Annotated in this window: 15 protein-coding genes and 1 tRNA gene; 9 read left to right on the plus strand and 7 right to left on the minus strand. The window is 71.8% G+C overall.

Annotated elements, in window-relative coordinates; all coding sequences use genetic code 11:
- The first annotated feature begins 266 nt into the window (after positions 1-266).
- The 3 genes from IE153_RS26440 to IE153_RS26450 all read left to right on the plus strand — a co-directional run bounded on the left by IE153_RS26440 (position 267) and on the right by IE153_RS26450 (position 2,776).
- Positions 267-350, plus strand: a tRNA-Leu gene (locus IE153_RS26440).
- Positions 351-483: 133 nt separating this feature from the next.
- Positions 484-1,734 carry a 4-hydroxybenzoate 3-monooxygenase gene (locus IE153_RS26445; protein ID WP_189592309.1) on the plus strand — a complete coding sequence of 417 codons (1,251 nt, stop codon included), beginning with the start codon at positions 484-486 and terminating at the stop codon, positions 1,732-1,734.
- A gap of 133 nt (positions 1,735-1,867) precedes the next feature.
- Entirely contained in the window at positions 1,868-2,776 is a 909-nt protein-coding gene (locus tag IE153_RS26450) for a Bax inhibitor-1/YccA family protein (RefSeq protein ID WP_031102798.1), read from the plus strand.
- 78 nt (positions 2,777-2,854) lie between these two features.
- On the opposite strand, the gene IE153_RS26455 is transcribed toward IE153_RS26450, so the two are convergent.
- Positions 2,855-3,085: a DUF4287 domain-containing protein gene (locus IE153_RS26455; RefSeq protein ID WP_031102797.1), complete on the minus strand. Its 231-nt coding sequence runs from the start codon at positions 3,083-3,085 to the stop codon at positions 2,855-2,857.
- Between the two features lie 101 nt (positions 3,086-3,186).
- On the opposite strand from IE153_RS26455, the gene IE153_RS26460 reads away from it, so the two are divergent.
- On the plus strand, positions 3,187-3,492 hold the full coding sequence (locus IE153_RS26460) for a hypothetical protein (RefSeq protein ID WP_179878872.1): 306 nt from the start codon (positions 3,187-3,189) through the stop codon (positions 3,490-3,492).
- An 89-nt stretch (positions 3,493-3,581) separates the two neighbouring features.
- Here the strand turns inward: IE153_RS26460 and IE153_RS26465 are convergent, their stop codons facing one another.
- The 3 genes from IE153_RS26465 to IE153_RS26475 form a co-directional block, all read right to left on the minus strand.
- The gene (locus tag IE153_RS26465; RefSeq protein WP_189592310.1) at positions 3,582-4,364 is read right to left on the minus strand and encodes a hypothetical protein; all 783 of its coding nucleotides are present in this window, start codon (positions 4,362-4,364) and stop codon (positions 3,582-3,584) included.
- A gap of 273 nt (positions 4,365-4,637) precedes the next feature.
- The gene (locus IE153_RS26470) at positions 4,638-5,858 is read right to left on the minus strand and encodes an acetyl-CoA C-acetyltransferase (RefSeq protein ID WP_189592311.1); all 1,221 of its coding nucleotides are present in this window, start codon (positions 5,856-5,858) and stop codon (positions 4,638-4,640) included.
- 162 nt (positions 5,859-6,020) lie between these two features.
- On the minus strand, positions 6,021-7,046 hold the full coding sequence (locus IE153_RS26475) for an SGNH/GDSL hydrolase family protein (protein WP_189592312.1): 1,026 nt from the start codon (positions 7,044-7,046) through the stop codon (positions 6,021-6,023).
- A gap of 156 nt (positions 7,047-7,202) precedes the next feature.
- Between IE153_RS26475 and IE153_RS26480 the strand changes: the two genes are divergently transcribed.
- Positions 7,203-8,591, plus strand: a complete 1,389-nt coding sequence (locus tag IE153_RS26480; protein ID WP_189592313.1) for a cystathionine beta-synthase — start codon at positions 7,203-7,205, stop codon at positions 8,589-8,591.
- A gap of 368 nt (positions 8,592-8,959) precedes the next feature.
- Here the strand turns inward: IE153_RS26480 and IE153_RS26485 are convergent, their stop codons facing one another.
- Positions 8,960-9,799: a helix-turn-helix transcriptional regulator gene (locus IE153_RS26485; protein ID WP_189592314.1), complete on the minus strand. Its 840-nt coding sequence runs from the start codon at positions 9,797-9,799 to the stop codon at positions 8,960-8,962.
- A gap of 145 nt (positions 9,800-9,944) precedes the next feature.
- Here IE153_RS26485 and IE153_RS26490 point away from each other — a divergent pair, with 145 nt between their 5' ends.
- On the plus strand, positions 9,945-10,706 hold the full coding sequence (locus tag IE153_RS26490; RefSeq protein ID WP_189592315.1) for an SDR family oxidoreductase: 762 nt from the start codon (positions 9,945-9,947) through the stop codon (positions 10,704-10,706).
- A 15-nt stretch (positions 10,707-10,721) separates the two neighbouring features.
- On the opposite strand, the gene IE153_RS26495 is transcribed toward IE153_RS26490, so the two are convergent.
- A complete protein-coding gene (locus IE153_RS26495) occupies positions 10,722-11,147 on the minus strand; it encodes a hypothetical protein (protein WP_189592373.1) in 426 nt (141 codons plus the stop codon).
- Positions 11,148-11,316: 169 nt separating this feature from the next.
- Here IE153_RS26495 and IE153_RS26500 point away from each other — a divergent pair, with 169 nt between their 5' ends.
- A complete protein-coding gene (locus IE153_RS26500) occupies positions 11,317-12,159 on the plus strand; it encodes a MurR/RpiR family transcriptional regulator (RefSeq protein WP_189592316.1) in 843 nt (280 codons plus the stop codon).
- An 88-nt stretch (positions 12,160-12,247) separates the two neighbouring features.
- Positions 12,248-12,832 carry a hypothetical protein gene (locus tag IE153_RS26505; protein ID WP_189592317.1) on the plus strand — a complete coding sequence of 195 codons (585 nt, stop codon included), beginning with the start codon at positions 12,248-12,250 and terminating at the stop codon, positions 12,830-12,832.
- 174 nt (positions 12,833-13,006) lie between these two features.
- Here the strand turns inward: IE153_RS26505 and IE153_RS26510 are convergent, their stop codons facing one another.
- Entirely contained in the window at positions 13,007-14,380 is a 1,374-nt protein-coding gene (locus IE153_RS26510) for a type III PLP-dependent enzyme domain-containing protein (protein ID WP_229829172.1), read from the minus strand.
- A gap of 135 nt (positions 14,381-14,515) precedes the next feature.
- Between IE153_RS26510 and hutU the strand changes: the two genes are divergently transcribed.
- The gene (gene hutU / locus IE153_RS26515; protein WP_189592319.1) at positions 14,516-16,180 is read left to right on the plus strand and encodes a urocanate hydratase; all 1,665 of its coding nucleotides are present in this window, start codon (positions 14,516-14,518) and stop codon (positions 16,178-16,180) included.
- Positions 16,181-16,195: the final 15 nt, after the last annotated feature.

Genomic DNA, 16,195 nt, shown 5'->3' on the forward strand with positions numbered 1-16,195 from the left:
ACACCCCTGAGGGGCCCCCGTGTCGGGAACCGATGCGTCCGGGTGTCGAGAACAGGTGGAGTGCCCTCGTTCGGGCGGTGAAATTCCGTCATTCCGTATGCGCGGCCGACCGGCGCAGGGAAGGCTATTGGCAAGTGCGGATGGCGTGTTCCGTGTGCTGATGCACCCTCAGACGTCAATAAAATAAGACAACATCGGTCCACGCTTCCGCTGTTCGGGGGACCTGTCCGGATAGTCTCGGAACCTCGATGCGGAGCCCACGGCCTGCCCGGATGGTGGAATGCAGACACGGCGAGCTTAAACCTCGCTGCCCCTTCGCGGGCGTGCCGGTTCGAGTCCGGCTCCGGGCACCTTCCGATCCCTGCGTGGTCCATTGAAGAGTTCACGGCGCGCCCGTTGACAGCGGCCGCATGCCGTCGGAGACTCACAGGCATATGGTGAAAGAAATTTCACCTGACGAACGGGATGAGAAGAGGTCGTCCGATGCGCACCACCGTCGGCATCATCGGAGCGGGCCCCGCCGGCCTCCTCCTCGCCCGGCTGCTCCACAACGCGGGCATCGACGCGGTCGTCCTGGAGAGCCGCGACCGCTCCTACGTCGAACGGCGGCAGCGCGCCGGGATTCTGGAGCAGGGCACGGCGGACGTGCTGCGCGCGGCCGGCGCCGGGGAGCGCATGGACCGCGAGGGGCTGCGCCACGACGGCATCGAGCTGCGCTTCGACCGCAGGCGCCACCGCGTGGACTTCCCCGCCCTCACCGGCGGACGGTCCGTGACGGTCTACGCCCAGACCGAGGTGTGCAAGGACCTCATCGCCCTCCAGCTCCGGGACGGCGGCCCCCTGCTCTTCGAGGCGGAGGCGCTGGCCGTGGAGGACGCCGGCACCGACGCCCCGCGGATCCGCTTCCGGCACGAGGGCCGCGAGGACGTCCTGGAGTGCGCCTACGTCGTCGGCTGCGACGGCTTCTGGGGCGTGGCCCGCAAGGCGATCCCGGCCGGACTCGCCCAAGTCTTCGAACGGACGTACCCCTTCGGCTGGCTCGGCATCCTCGCCGACGTGCCGCCCTCGCACGACGAGCTCGTCTACGCCCGCCACGACCGCGGCTTCGCCCTGCTCTCCATGCGCCCGCCCGTCACCCGCCACCACCCTTCCAAGGAAGTCGCTTCACTCCCCATCGAATCCTTCGTCTCCCGCCTCTACCTCCAGGTGCCCGACGGCACCGATGCCGGGACGTGGAGCGACGAGGAGATCTGGGACGAGCTGGAGCGCCGGTTCGAGACCGACGACGACTGGCGCCTGGAGCGCGGCCCGATCACCCAGAAGTCGGTCACGCCCATGCGCTCCTACGTCCACGAGCCCATGCGCCACGGCCGCCTCTTCCTCGCCGGTGACGCGGCACACATCGTCCCCCCGACCGGGGCCAAGGGCCTGAACCTCGCAGTCGGCGACGTCGTGACCTTCGCTCGGGCCCTGACGCACCAGCAGGAGACCGGCTCCCCGGAGCTGCTCGACGCCTACTCCGCGACGTGCCTGCGCCGCGTCTGGCAGGCCGAGCGGTTCTCCTACGACATGACGGCCCTTCTGCACCGCGCACCCGCCGCGACGGCCTTCGAGGACCGTCTCCAGCTCGCCCGGCTGGAGCGGATCGCCTCGTCCCGCGCGGCCGAGACGGACCTGGCGGAGGCCTACACGGGCTTCCCGTTCGGCGGAGCCGGGGGTGACCCCCTCCGGTGAGGGGAATCACCAAGCCGCGTAGCGTGTTGCGCAGCACGACGAGGGAAAGATCCTCCCCAAGCAGTAGGGTCATTCCTTTGCCTACCTATTACTCTTGAGCCAAGGCCACGCCTGGTGGCCATGGAGGAGTGAAATGAGGAGCAGAAACCCGGTCTTCTCGCGACGGGGGTTCAGCCGCGACAACGGCTACGCGGGCTTCAACACCGCGCCGCAGGCCGGGGGTCCCGCTGTCGCCACCCAGGGCAACCCGTACGCGCAGCCGACGGGCGACCAGTACGCGCAGAACCCGTACGCGCAGAACCCTTACGCCCAGCAGGACCTGCAGTACGGCGCGCCGCCGCAGGCACCGGCCACCACCGGCCGGATGACCATCGACGACGTCGTCCTGCGCACGGCGAGCACGCTCGGTGTGCTCATCCTCACCGCGGCGCTCTCGTGGGCCCTGCTGCCGATCGACGACGCCAACATCAGCCGTAGCTACGGCATCGGTATCGGCGCCGCGCTGATCGGCATGGTCCTGGCGTTCGTGCAGTCCTTCAAGCGCAAGGCCTCGCCCGCGCTGATCCTGACGTACGCCGCGTTCGAGGGCGTGTTCCTCGGCGTCGTCTCCAACATCGTCGACAACCGCATCGCCGACGGTGCGGCCATGCAGGCCGTGATCGGCACGATGGCGGTCTTCACCGGTGTGCTGATCGCCTACAAGGCCGGCTGGATCCGCGTCAACCGACGCTTCTACGGCTTCGTGATGGCGGCCGCGCTCGGCTTCATCCTGCTGATGACCGTGAACCTGCTGTTCGCGGTGTTCGGCGGCGGTGACGGCCTCGGCTTCCGCAGCGGTCCCCTCGGCATCGTCTTCGGCGTCATCGGCATCATCCTCGGTGCCTGCTTCCTCGCCCTGGACTTCAAGCAGGTCGAGGACGGCATCGCCTACGGCGCCCCGCGCGAGGAGGCCTGGCTCGCGGCCTTCGGCCTCACGCTGACGCTGGTGTGGATCTACATGGAGTTCCTGAGGCTCATCTCGATCCTCAACAGCAGCGACTAGTTCAGGCAGTCGTAGCGCGAAGGGCCCCGGCTTCGGCCGGGGCCCTTCGTCGTCGGGAGGACGGTGCGGTGTGCGCGCCTAGAGCAGTTTGCGCGCGGCCCTCCTCAGGTCGTACTCGTGGATGATCGCCTTGGCGTGGCCGTACGCGAGGTTGTGTTCGTGCCGGAGCCAGCTGACCTTTTCCTCGAAGCGGAAGAGCGCCGGGCCATCTTCGACGGTGCGCAACCAGTCGGAGATCTCACGACCGGTGCAGTGGGGGATGCGGGCGAGCATGTTGCGGTGGGTCTCTTCGGAGAAGACTTGGGACATCGGCGCCTCCGGACGCTGGGATGTAAGCCGGTCCTTCAGGTCACCGTGCCTGAGTGTTCGCCCGTTGGCAACAGTCCCGCTGGGACGCGTACGCTCGCGGCGTGGTTGATACGACGCCTCTGACCCGTGCGGTGGAGCACTTCGCCGATCGATTGAGGGCCGCGCCCCAGAGCCGGTTGCAGCGGGGCGCTGCCGCCGAGGCTCTCGGGCTGGCCCGGGAGTTGGCCCGCAGGGCGCAAGTCCTCGAGGGCGTGGAGCCCCGGGAGATGCCGGATGCGGGGATGTTTGCAGCGGCAGATCAGATCACCGTGGCCGGGAACGATCTGGCGGTCGTGGTCCCCGACGAAGCCGACGTCGACGAAGCCGTGACGTTGGTGGAGGAGGCGCAGAAGCGGGCGGGGGTGTAGCGCCGTGCCGCGGGTGGTCAGTGGCTGATCGTGCCCGCGCGGCGGAGCCGCACATTGATGCAGCCCCGCACCCCTTCGGGGGCGCTTCCCTACAGGGACGCGATGACCCGGTCCGCCAGGATGTAGACGTTCTCCTCGCCGCATTCGAACGTGAGGGTGTAGGCGCCCGAGATGCCGGAGCCGCCCAGCAGGACCGGGGTCCGGCCGGCGCGCAGGGCCGCGGAGAGGTGCTCCGCCGTCTCGCGGTGACCCGGGGTCATGCACAGGGTCGTGCCGTCGGCGAAGACGTAGACGTCCAGGGTGCCCAGCGGGCCGGGGCGGACGTCCGTCAGCTCGACGCGGGAGGAAGCCAGCTCCTCCAGAGTGGCGACGGTGCGCTCGTGGTCGTTCACGACCGGCGACTGCGTCGGCACGAAGTCCGGGTGCGAGGGGTGGCGGCGGCGGGCCGCGGCCAGCTCCGGGGACTCGGCGGCGGGTTCCTCGGTGTCGGCGCCGGGCTCGGACACCGGCTCCAGACCCGCGAAATCGGCCTGACGGGGCAGGAACAGATCGACCTCGGGCAGGCCCAGCAGGGAGGGCGCGTCGGAGGCGTCACGGGCCTCCTGGGCGGCCCAGAACGCCCGCGCCTCGGCAAGCTCCCGCTCCCGCTCCTCGGCCAGCGCCGCCGCCACGGCGGCACGTATCTCATCGGTGTCGGCAGTGGTGCGAGCGGCGGGCAGCAGCGCACGGGTGGTGGCGGCGCGGCTCTCGGCCAGCGCGGTGTGCAGGGCCGCGACCTGTCGGCGCAGCTGCAGGACGGTGCGCAGGACGGCGACGCCCACGGCTCCCGTGGCGGCCGTGGTGACCAGCAACGCGATCGGCATGGCGCTCACTGACGTACTCCCGGTTCAAAGTCGACCCCCGACTTCCTACATCAGCTTGAAGGGCGGACTAACCAGCTGTCAGTGCGTAACGTCACGAAACGGACAGGGCTTCGATGTCGGGGGAGGGGGTGTGCCTGTCGTGACCTGCGGTTCTCCCCTGGCGGAGGGAGATAGGTCACATCCTGGGGGAGATTGGATCACAAAACAGCCCAGAACCCTGGAGTTTCCAGGGTTCTGGGCTGAAGGCTCACTGCGGGTGCTATGGCGGTTACGGTGCGCCGCTCAGCTGAGGCGCTCGATGACCATGGCCATGCCCTGGCCGCCGCCGACGCACATCGTCTCCAGGCCGAACTGCTTGTCGTGGAACTGGAGGGAGTTGATCAGCGTGGTCGTGATGCGGGCGCCGGTCATGCCGAAGGGGTGACCGACGGCGATCGCGCCGCCGTTGACGTTCAGCTTCTCCAGCGGGATGCCCAGGTCGCGGTAGGAGGGGATCACCTGGGCGGCGAACGCCTCGTTGATCTCGACCAGGTCGATGTCGCCGATGCCCAGCCCGGCGCGCTTCAGCGCCTGGTTGCTCGCCTCGACCGGGCCGAGGCCCATGATCTCGGGAGAGAGGCCGGAGACCCCGGTCGACACGATGCGGGCGAGCGGGGTGAGGCCGAGCTCGCGGGCCTTGGTGTCGGACATGATCACGAGGGCCGCGGCGCCGTCGTTCAGCGGACAGCAGTTGGCGGCCGTGACCATGCCGTCGGGGCGGAAGACCGGCTTGAGGCCCTGCACGCCCTCCAGGGTGACGCCGGCGCGGGGGCCGTCGTCCTTGGAGACGACCGTGCCGTCGGGGAGGGTGACCGGGGTGATCTCGCGCTCCCAGAAGCCGTTCTTGATGGCTTCCTCGGCGAGGTTCTGCGAGCGGACGCCGAACTCGTCCATGTCCTGGCGGGTGACGCCCTTGGTGCGGGCCAGGTTCTCGGCGGTCTGGCCCATCGCGATGTACGGGTCGGGCAGCAGGCCGTCCTCGCGCGGGTCGTGCCAGGTCGAGCCCTCGGACGCGGCGACCGCGGCGGTGCGGGCCTCGGCATCGGCGAACAGCGGGTTGTGCGTGTCCGGAAGGCTGTCGGAGTTGCCCTTGGCGTAACGGGAGACCGTCTCGACGCCGGCCGAGATGAAGACGTCGCCCTCACCGGCCTTGATGGCGTGCAGGGCCATCCGGGAGGTCTGCAGGGAGGAGGAGCAGTAGCGGGTGACGGTGCAGCCCGGCAGGTGGTCCATGCCCATCTGCACGGCGACGACGCGGCCGAGGTTGTGGCCCTGCTCACCGCCGGGCAGGCCGCAGCCGAGCATCAGGTCGTCGATGTCCCTCGGGTCCAGCTCGGGGACCTTGGCCAGTGCGGCCTGGATGATCGTGGCGGTCAGGTCGTCCGGCCGCACGTCCTTCAGGGAGCCCTTGAAGGCGCGGCCGATGGGGGAGCGGGCGGCTGAGACGATCACGGCTTCGGGCATCACGGCTCCATTGACGTACCGGGTGGTCTGGCAGGGCTGACTGGGAAGTTACCCGTACGTATGGCCTGGGTCACGGGTGTCACGGTGTGACCCTGACCGCAGTTTCCAAGCGCTTGCTTTGCCGCTCCTCCTCCCTGTTCCCAGGTCCGCCGCTTCCGCTCCTCAGTTCGAAGGGCTCGCGGGGGCCGGTTCCTGCTCGGGGACCCGCCGGCGCCGTCGGCGCTTCAGCAGGGCCCACGGTCCGCGCGGTCCGCTCGGCATCGCCGCCGCGACCTCCGTGCCCGCCTCCGAGGCGGCCTCCGCGGCCGCCCGCGCCACCGGCAGGAAGCCCTCGCGGCGGGAGGCGTCCGGGCGCTCCTCCTCGGCGGGCCACAGGCCCAGGGAGGCGCAGACGGTCGGCAGGACCGCCATCGCCGCCGTCGCGTAGCCCTCGGCGGAGGGGTGGTAGCTGTCCGGGCCGAACAGCTCGCGCGGGTTCTCGGCGAACTCGGGGCCCAGCAGGTCGCCCAGGGACACGGTGCGGCCGCCCTGTTCGACGACTCCGATCGTCTGCGCGGCCGCCAGCTGGCGGGAGGCCCGCCGGGCCAGCCAGCGCAAGGGCTGCCGCACCGGCTCGATCGTGCCGAGGTCGGGGCAGGTGCCGACCACCACCTCCGCGCCGGCCGTGCGCAGCCGCCGGACCGCCGAGGCGAGATGGCGGACCGAGCGGGTCGGGGGCATGCGGTGGGTGACGTCGTTCGCCCCGACCATGATCACGCAGATGTCGGGCATCGGGTCGGGATCGGCCAGCACCAGGGCCACCTGGCGGTCCAGGTCGTCCGAACGGGCCCCGGGAGTCGCCACCGTGCGCAGCTCCACCGGCCGCTCGGCCAGCGCCGCGAGCCCCGACGCCAGCAGCGCTCCCGGTGTCTGCCCGCCCCGGTGCACGCCCTGGCCCGCGGCCGTGGAGTCGCCCAGCATCGTCAGCCTCAGCGGTGCCTCGGCCGGACCGGCGTACGTACGGCCGTACAGCCCGTCCGCGTGCGGCACATGAGGAGACGTGCCGTTGCCCACCCGGCGCCGCGCCAGCTGCACCTCGGCCAGCACCAGCCCGACCGCCGCCGCCCCGGCCAGACCGACCCCGCCGCCGCCGTACGCCGCGCCGGCGGCGATCCGCCGGGCCACCCTCGCCCTCGACATGCTCGTCATGCGTCGCTGCCACCTCCTCGAACCCGTACACCCAGTGCTTGCCCCGTACAGCCCGTCGCCCAATCTCAACAGGGAGTGAACGACCGTCACGGACCACGACAAGGTCATAGGCTGGCGGCACCACTCAGACCACTTCTGCGGCATCCGGAGACAACGGTGCAGTTCCACGACTCGATGATCAGCCTCGTCGGCAACACCCCGCTGGTGAAGCTCAACAGCGTGACCAAGGGCATCAGGGCGACCGTCCTGGCCAAGGTGGAGTACTTCAACCCCGGCGGTTCCGTGAAGGACCGCATCGCCCTGCGCATGATCGAGGCGGCGGAGGAGAGCGGCGCTCTCAAGCCCGGCGGCACGATCGTCGAGCCGACCAGCGGCAACACCGGCGTCGGGCTCGCCATCGTGGCGCAGCAGAAGGGGTACAAGTGCATCTTCGTGTGCCCCGACAAGGTGAGCACCGACAAGATCAACGTGCTGCGCGCGTACGGCGCCGAGGTCGTGGTGTGCCCGACCGCCGTGGACCCCGAGCACCCGGACTCGTACTACAACGTCTCCGACCGGCTGGTCCGTGAGACGCCGGGGGCCTGGAAGCCCGACCAGTACTCCAACCCCAACAACCCGCTCTCCCACTACCACTCGACCGGCCCCGAGCTGTGGGAGCAGACGGAGGGGAAGCTCACCCACTTCGTGGCGGGCGTGGGCACCGGCGGCACCATCTCCGGAACCGGCCGCTATCTGAAGGAGATCAGCGGCGGCTCGGTGAAGGTCGTCGGCGCGGACCCCGAGGGCTCCGTCTACTCCGGCGGCTCCGGCCGGCCCTACCTCGTCGAGGGCGTCGGCGAGGACTTCTGGCCGACCGCCTACGACCGGACCGTCGCGGACGAGATCGTCGCCGTGTCCGACAAGGACTCCTTCCAGATGACCCGCCGCCTCGCCAAGGAGGAGGGCCTGCTCGTCGGCGGCTCCTGCGGCATGGCCGTCGTGGCCGCGCTGGAGGTCGCCGAGCGGCTCGGACCGGACGACGTCGTGGTCGTCCTGCTGCCGGACAGCGGCCGCGGCTACCTCAGCAAGATCTTCAACGACGAGTGGATGGCCGACTACGGCTTCCTGGAGGACACGGGCCCGAGCGCCCGCGTCGCCGACGTCCTGAACGACAAGGAGGGCGACCGCATGCCCTCACTCGTCCACATGCACCCGGAGGAGACGGTCGGTCAGGCCATCGACGTGCTGCGCGAGTACGGCGTCTCGCAGATGCCGGTCGTCAAGCCGGGCGCCGGCCACCCCGACGTGATGGCGGCCGAGGTCGTCGGCTCGGTCGTGGAACGCGAGCTGCTGGACGCGCTGTTCAGCAAGAGCGCCTCGCTCGAGGACCCGTTGGAGAAGCACATGTCCGGCCCGCTGCCCCAGGTCGGTTCCGGCGAGCCGGTCGCCGACCTGATGGCCGTGCTGGGCAAGGCGGACGCGGCGATCGTCCTCGTCGAGGGCAAGCCGACCGGTGTGGTCAGCCGCCAGGACCTGCTGTCCTTCCTCGCCCGCGCGGGGAAGTGACGGCCAACACCCGGTGAACTACCCGTGCACCGGGTGAACTTGCGGCGTCCGTGATCTTCGCGGACTTCGCGGAACCGGTACGCGGGTGTCACGTTCACGCAGCACCCGCTTAACACGCGTCCTGCACATTGGTGGATGTCGGCAAGGGCGGGAGCGGCTCCCCGCCCGAACCGGCGCCGAACGGCGTCACAGGACCTCCGGAGCGGCTCCCGGACCTCCACGGACGCCATGGACGCGCACGCCCGGCCCTGACCGGGCCCGCGTCCTTCGCGGGGACCGCCGTCGTCCCGCCCCCCGTTCACGGGGGTGCGGCGGTCCCCGCGCACCTCTCTCAGCGCCCAGGAAGCCTTCTGTGCCCAGGAGACCGTCTACGCCCTCCAGCTGCCCAGCAACTGGAGCCGCTCCGCCGTCTCGGACCCGGGTTCGGGCGCGTACACCACGATCGTCTGGTCCGGCGCCGCCGGGATGGTGAGGGTCTCGTAGGGGAGGGTCAGCAGGCCCGCGACCGGGTGCCGCAGGAGCTTCACGCCGTGGTCGCAGGGCTTGACCAGGTGGTCCACCCACAGCCGGCGGAACTCCTCGCTGGCCCGGGCGAGTTCGGCGACGAGCTCCCCCGTGGCGGGGTCGCCGGGATGGTGGCCCGCCTGCAGGCGCAGGTGTGCGACCGTCTGGGCGGTGACCTCGGCCCAGTCCGGGTAGAGCTCGCGCGAGTCGGGGTCGAGGAAGAGCCGGCGCGGCAGGCTGAGGTCGCCCGCGCCGCTGAAGCCGAGCACGGCGTCGGCGAGGGGGTTCCAGGCCAGGACGTCCATGCGGTGGTCCAGGACATAGGCGGGATTGCGGTCCATACCGTCCAGGAGCAGCTGGACACCCGGACGCACCCGGGGCGCGGCCTGCCCGTGCCCGTCCTGCCGGCGCGGCCGGGCCACCGCCCGCAGATACTCGTGCTCGGCCTCGTCCAGCCGCAGCACCCGGGCGATCGCGTCCAGCACGGCGTCCGAGACACCCCCGGACCTGGTCCGGGAGGGAGCCCCGGGCCCCCTGCCCTGTTCGAGGCGGACGTAGTAGTCGACGCTCACCCCGGCCAGCTGCGCCACCTCCTCGCGGCGCAGACCCGGGACGCGGCGGCGGCCGTACGACGGCAGCCCCACCTCCTCCGGCTGGATCCGGGCGCGGCGCGAGCGCAGGAAGTCTCCCAGTTCTCCGTCCATGGGTCCGAGCCTAGGCCGCCCGGGCCCGCCGAACCTGGTACTGCCGGACCCAGGAAGAGCGCAGCCCTGGGTAGGGCGGCCGAGGCGGCCGAGGGTGGTGTCCGAGGCCGGGGAGACGCCCCGGCCGGCACCGAAGGGAAACCCCATGTCGTACGACAACCTGGCCGGCCGTACCGCCGTCGTCACCGGAGCCGCGAGCGGGATCGGCGAGGCCGTCGCCGTGCTGCTGGCCGCCCGGGGCGCCCGGGTCGCGCTGGTCGCCCGGCGTGCGGAACGGCTGACCGAGATCGCGGCGAAGATCCGGGCCGACGGCGGGCAGGCCCTGGCCGTCGCCGCGGACGTCACCGACGAGACGTCCGTCGCGGACGCCGCGGCGGGCATCCACGCGGAGTACGGGACCGTCGACCTGGTCGTGAACTGCGCCGGCGTCATGCTGCCCCACCCCGTCGACGCCCGGCGCGCCGACGAGTGGCAGCGGATGCTCGACACCAACGTCTCCGGGGTGCTGCGGATGATCGGCGCCTTCACCGACGACCTGGTGAGCGCCGCCGCCGACGGCCGTACGGCCGACATCGTGAACATCTCGTCCATCGCCGCGCACCTCAGCTTCCCGAACTACGCGGTCTACGGCGCGACCAAGGCCGCCGTCACCTACCTGTCGGAAGCCCTGCGCGGGGAGTTCGGGCCCCGGGACGTCCGGGTCACCAACATCGAGCCCGGGTTCGTGGAGAGCGAGCTGCGCACCCACATCTCGGACGCGGACCTGTCCCGGCAGGTCGAGGGCATGCTCGACGAGGTGGGCGCCCTGTCCGCGGAGGAGCTGGCCGACCTGGTGGCCTACGCGACGAGCCGGCCGCGCCGGGTCAACCTGCGGCAGATCATCGCGCTGCCGACGCGGCAGGTCTGACCGGCGTGCGCACGCTCAGTCCTCCCAGCCACCGTCCTGGGAGGACGTGCGGCGGCGGCCGAAGAGGTTCGGGTTGGAGCGGAGCGCCTGGACGACGTTGACGCCGACGATCCCGGCCCAGGCGACGAGCAGTCCGGGCAGACGGGCCACGCCCCCGCCGATCGCGGACAGCGGCACCGCGAGGACCAGGGAGACGATTCCGAAGCCGAACCGCTCGCCCCACGAGTCCGTGACCTTCGGCGACCGGGAGTCCCGGGCCGCCTGCATCTGCTGCTCTGCGAGCTGCCGGCGCACCCGGCGCTCCACCGCGCCGTCGATCCGCTGGTCGACCTTCTCCAGGAACGAGTCGACCAGCGCCGGCTCGTACTCCTCGCCCAGATCCCTGCGTGCGTGCAGGGTGGCGTCGAGTTCCCTCTTGAGGTCGGTGTCCCGCGCGTCCATTCCCGTCATGCCGTCCACGGTAGAAAGCGCCGCCGCCCGTCGCACTGGGGTTAGCCCCCCTGTTCCGCCGGGGGTTCCCGGTCCTGCCGCCGCCCTCCGGTCCGGCTTGCCGCTCTGCATATGCTCATGCAGAATCCTCAGCTACTGAATAGGCGAGGGGGAGCACGTCATGAGCGTGACCGACAGCCCTGCCGCGCGGCTGCAGGCGCTCTTCGAGGGCCACCGGCTGACGCCGACGCAGCGGCGCATCGCGCACAGCATGGTGCGGCGCGCCGCCGACGTGCCGTTCCTGTCGAGCGTGGAGCTCGCCGAGCTGGCCGGGGTCAGCCAGCCGTCCGTGACCCGGTTCGCCGTCGCCCTCGGCTTCGACGGCTACCCCGCCCTGCGCCGCCATCTGCGCGAGGTCACGCCCGCCGAACCCGCCGTGGAGGCCGGGTCGCACAACGAGTACCAGCAGGCCGTCGAGGCCGAGATCGAGAACCTGCGGCACCTGGCGGAGGCGCTGGCCGATCCCGGCCCCGTCCAGCGCGCGGGACGCCTCCTCGCGGGCTCCCGGCCGCTGCTCGTCCTCGGCCTGCGGGCGGCTGCCGCCCAGGCACACGGTTTCGCCTACTTCGCCGCCAAGGTGCATCCCGACGTACGGCTGCTCGGCGAGGGCGGCACGATGCTCCAGGACCGCATCGACGCCGCCGTCCGGGCCGGCGCGAGCGCACTGCTCTGTTTCGCGCTGCCCCGGCACCCCCGTGAGGTCGTCGACACCCTCGCCTACGCCAAGGGGGCCGGGCTGACCGTCGTCACGGTCGCCGACTCCGCCTTCGCGCCTGTCGCCAAGGTGTCCGACCTGCTGCTGCCCGCCGCCGTCGGCACCGGCCTCGCCTTCGACACGGCCTGCGCGCCGATGCTGCTCGGCCGGGTGCTGCTGGAGGCCATGTGCGACGACCTGCCCCAGGCCCAGTCCCGCCTGGAGGAGTTCGACACGAAGGCGGCGGCGCGGGGCCTGTTCGTCGACTGACGGCACGGGCGGGCTTCTTAAGACTCGTCTCACGTTGCGTCGCTACCGTACGGCTCCCGGAGGCTTCGGAACCGGACGGAGGCTGGACGTGACGCGCGGAGGACAGGGACTGGCCCGAGTGGCCGTCGTCGTACGGGCGGGGGCGGCCCCGCTGTGGTGGCTGGGCGTTCTCGCGACGGGCATCGGCCTGCTCGCACCGGGCCTGACCGGACGCCGCATCGGCGTCCTGGCCGGAGCGGCGCTGTTCGTCCTGGCGGCGGCGGTGGTCGCGTGCGTGCGCCGCAAGCGCTACGCGGCCCTGGCCGCGGCCGCGTCCCGGGCCGGCAAGCACGACGTACTCCAGGACCGCGCGGTCACGGTACGCAACTGGCGCCGGGGCCACCGCTGGTGGCTCCTCCTCGCCTTCCTCGCCGCCCTGGGAAGCGCCTTCGCGGCCCCGGCGGCCGGGGGCATGCTCCTGGCCGGCTGCGGCGCGGGCCTGTGGCTGAAGTCGGCCTGGCTGGGCCGCCGCGAGCAGGCCGACGAGGCACTGCTGTGGGTCCGCGTGAACTGGCTCCGCGCCGGAGCGGCCCACCCGACCGGCAAGCACGTGAGGGCGTACCGCAGCACGGGCATCGCGGCGGGAGACGCCGCGCCGGGAGGCGCGCGAAGGAAATCGCCGGCGCTGGTGTGATCGGGCAGCGGTTGGCCCACCCAGGGGCGCGGGGAACTGCGCGACGAGCCACGACGCACTCGCGGCCGACACCCTGGGCAGAGCCCCCCGCGCTGCTGTGACCCGGCAGCGGCCGGCCCACCCAGGGGCGCGGGGAACTGCGCGACAGGCCACGACGCACGCGCGGCCGGAATCCTATGGAACCTCCCACCGCGCTCGCGTCAACGCATCCACCTCGGACCCACCCGACTCCGCGACGATCTCCTCCACGCTCTGCGCCCGCCGCACCACCGCGAAGCGCCCGCCCGGTCCGAACCCGAACACCCCGGGCCGCACCAGCGAGTTGTACCCGTAGTGATGGGCGAAGTAGTACGCCCCGGTGTCCAGCGCGGCCGCGTAGTCCCCCTGCTCCAGCAACGGCATGGACCGCCCCTCCGCCAGCAGGTCCCCCGCGAAACAGGCCGGGCCCGCGACGTCCTGCACCACCACCGGCCCCTCCTTCGGCCGCCCCTTCGCGTCGTACGCGGAGATCCGCAACGGCCAGCTCCCCGGCGCGTACACCGTCCGCGCGGCCACCTGCACCCCGGCGTGCGTCACCGCCACCGCCCGCCCGCCGGAGGCCTTCGCGTACTCGACACGCGCCACCACCGTCCCGTGCTTGGCCAGCAGTGACCGCCCGAACTCGGTGACCAGCCCGTAGCGCCCGTCGAGCAGCCCCGGCACCTCCTCGGCCAGCAGCCGCGCGTACTGCGCGTAGGTCGGTGCCGTCGCCTCCGACGCGAAGTTCACCGGCAGACCGCCGCCGATGTCGAGTGTGTCGACCTGCCGCCGTCCGGCCCGCCGGTTGATCTCCTCCGCCAGCGCGTAGGTCTCCGCCACGCCCCGGGCCATCAGGGCCAGCGGGATGCCCTGGGACCCGGTGTGCGCGTGCAGCCGGGTCAGCCACGGCCGGTCCAGATACGCCTGGACGACCCACTCCCGGGCGCCCTCGTCACGCAGCGCCACCCCGAACTTCGAGGTGGCCGTCGCCGTGGACAGCGCTTCGATGGAACCACCGCCGACCTGCGGATTCACCCGGATCCCCAGCGGGGAGCGGCTGGTCGAGGACCCCATCAGGGCGTCGATCCGGGTCAGCTCCTGCGGGTTGTCCGCGTTGACGGCGATGCCCAGGGACAGGGCCTCGCGCAGCTCGGACGGCGTTTTTGCGGGCGAGTCGAGCACCGTCGCCTCCGGCGGCATGCCCGCCGCCCGGGCCAGGGCCAGCTCACCCGGGCTCGCGACCTCCGCGCCGACGCCCTCCTCGTGCAGCAGCCGCAGGACCGGCACCAGCGGGGTCGCCTTCACCGCGAAGGCGTGCAGCACGGGCGTGCCCGGCGCCACCACCGCCTCGAACGCGGCCCGCAACTCCGCCGCCGATTCCCGGATGCCGGTGACGTCCAGCAGCCCGACGAGGGGGCTGTCGGGCCCCAGCAGCCCTTGCTCCACGGCGGCCCGCACCGCCTCGTCCCGCCGCGCGGCCCGCCGGGCCCCGGTGCCGTCCGCCTCTTCCGTCTCGATGTGTGCGCCCATGCATCCAGCCAAACATCCACGGCGGCGCCGCGCCGACACCCCCACGTATTGACTAGCTCTATTCATGCGTCCAGGATGTGAATAGCCACAGCAACAAACCGCCGGGAGCACCACGCACCCACCAGGAGGCAGACCATGTCAGGACCCCGCCCCGTCCGAGCGCCGCGCGGCACGGAACCGAGCGCCCTGGGATGGCAGCAGGAAGCCGCCCTGCGGATGCTGCAGAACAACCTCGATCCCGAGGTCGCCGAGCACCCCGACAAGCTCGTCGTCTACGGCGGCACCGGCAAGGCCGCCCGCGACTGGCGCTCCTTCGACGCCATGGTGCGCACGCTGAAGGGGCTGAAGCAGGACGAGACCATGCTGGTCCAGTCCGGCCGCCCCGTCGGCGTCATGCAGACCCACGAGTGGGCCCCGCGCGTCCTCATCGCCAACTCCAACCTCGTCGGCGACTGGGCAAACTGGGAGGAGTTCCGCCGCCTCGAACACCTCGGCCTGACCATGTACGGGCAGATGACCGCCGGTTCCTGGATCTACATCGGCACCCAGGGCATCCTCCAGGGCACCTACGAGACCTTCGCCGCCGTCGCCGCGAAGAAGTTCGGCGGGACGCTGGCCGGCACCATCACCCTGACCGCCGGCCTCGGCGGCATGGGCGGCGCCCAGCCGCTCGCCGTGACGATGAACGACGGCGTGGCGATCTGCGTCGACTGCGACCCGCGCGCCATCGACCGGCGCATCGAGCACCGCTACCTGGACGTGAAGGCCGACAGCCTCGCCCACGCGCTCCAGCTGGCCACCGAGGCCCGCGACCAGCGCAAGCCGCTGTCCATCGGCCTCCTGGGCAACGCCGCCGAGCTGCTCCCGCGGATGCTCGCCGAGGGCGCCCCGATCGACATCGTCACCGACCAGACCTCGGCCCACGACCCCCTGGCCTACCTGCCGGTCGGCATCGCCTTCGAGGACATGGCCGACGCCGCCGCCAAGGACCCGGCCGGCTTCACCACCCGGGCCCGCGAGTCCATGGCCCGGCACGTCGAGGCCATGGTCGGCTTCATGGACGCCGGCGCCGAGGTCTTCGACTACGGCAACTCCATCCGCGGCGAGGCCCAGCTCGCCGGATACGACCGCGCCTTCGCCTTCCCCGGCTTCGTCCCTGCCTACATCCGCCCGCTGTTCTGCGAGGGCAAGGGCCCCTTCCGCTGGGCCGCCCTGTCCGGCGAGACCTCCGACATCGCCAAGACCGACAAGGCGATCCTCGACCTCTTCCCGGAGAACGAGTCCCTCGCCCGCTGGATCAAGATGGCCGGCGAACGCGTCCACTTCCAGGGCCTGCCCGCCCGGATCTGCTGGCTCGGCTACGGCGAGCGGGACAAGGCCGGTGAGCGGTTCAACGACATGGTCGCGAGCGGGGAGCTGGCCGCGCCGGTCGTCATCGGCCGCGACCACCTCGACTGCGGTTCCGTCGCCTCCCCCTACCGCGAGACCGAGGCCATGCTCGACGGATCCGACGCGATCGCCGACTGGCCCCTGCTGAACGCCATGGTGAACGTCGCCTCCGGGGCGTCCTGGGTGTCGATCCACCACGGCGGCGGCGTCGGGATGGGCCGGTCCATCCACGCCGGGCAGGTCACGGTGGCCGACGGCACGGCGCTCGCGGGCGAGAAGATCCGCCGGGTGCTCACCAACGACCCCGGCATGGGCGTCATCCGGCACGTCGACGCCGGGTACGACATCGCGGAGTCGGTGGCGGGGGAGCGGGGCGTCCGCGTCCCGATGCGCGAAGGTGACCCGGCGTGACCCAGGACACCGGCG

The organism is Streptomyces massasporeus (assembly GCF_014648995.1).
Lineage (GTDB): Bacteria > Actinomycetota > Actinomycetes > Streptomycetales > Streptomycetaceae > Streptomyces > Streptomyces massasporeus.

Bases quoted from the DNA above. Each gene is read 5' to 3' on its own strand.
- IE153_RS26445 (WP_189592309.1), top strand. From the start codon at position 484: ATGCGCACCACCGTCGGCATCATCGGAGCGGGCCCCGCCGGCCTCCTC.
- IE153_RS26450 (WP_031102798.1), top strand. From the start codon at position 1,868: ATGAGGAGCAGAAACCCGGTCTTCTCGCGACGGGGGTTCAGCCGCGAC.
- IE153_RS26455 (WP_031102797.1), bottom strand. From the start codon at position 3,085: ATGTCCCAAGTCTTCTCCGAAGAGACCCACCGCAACATGCTCGCCCGC.
- IE153_RS26470 (WP_189592311.1), bottom strand. From the start codon at position 5,858: ATGCCCGAAGCCGTGATCGTCTCAGCCGCCCGCTCCCCCATCGGCCGC.
- IE153_RS26475 (WP_189592312.1), bottom strand. From the start codon at position 7,046: ATGACGAGCATGTCGAGGGCGAGGGTGGCCCGGCGGATCGCCGCCGGC.
- IE153_RS26485 (WP_189592314.1), bottom strand. From the start codon at position 9,799: ATGGACGGAGAACTGGGAGACTTCCTGCGCTCGCGCCGCGCCCGGATC.
- IE153_RS26490 (WP_189592315.1), top strand. From the start codon at position 9,945: ATGTCGTACGACAACCTGGCCGGCCGTACCGCCGTCGTCACCGGAGCC.
- IE153_RS26495 (WP_189592373.1), bottom strand. From the start codon at position 11,147: ATGGACGCGCGGGACACCGACCTCAAGAGGGAACTCGACGCCACCCTG.
- IE153_RS26500 (WP_189592316.1), top strand. From the start codon at position 11,317: ATGAGCGTGACCGACAGCCCTGCCGCGCGGCTGCAGGCGCTCTTCGAG.
- IE153_RS26510 (WP_229829172.1), bottom strand. From the start codon at position 14,380: ATGGGCGCACACATCGAGACGGAAGAGGCGGACGGCACCGGGGCCCGG.
- hutU (WP_189592319.1), top strand. From the start codon at position 14,516: ATGTCAGGACCCCGCCCCGTCCGAGCGCCGCGCGGCACGGAACCGAGC.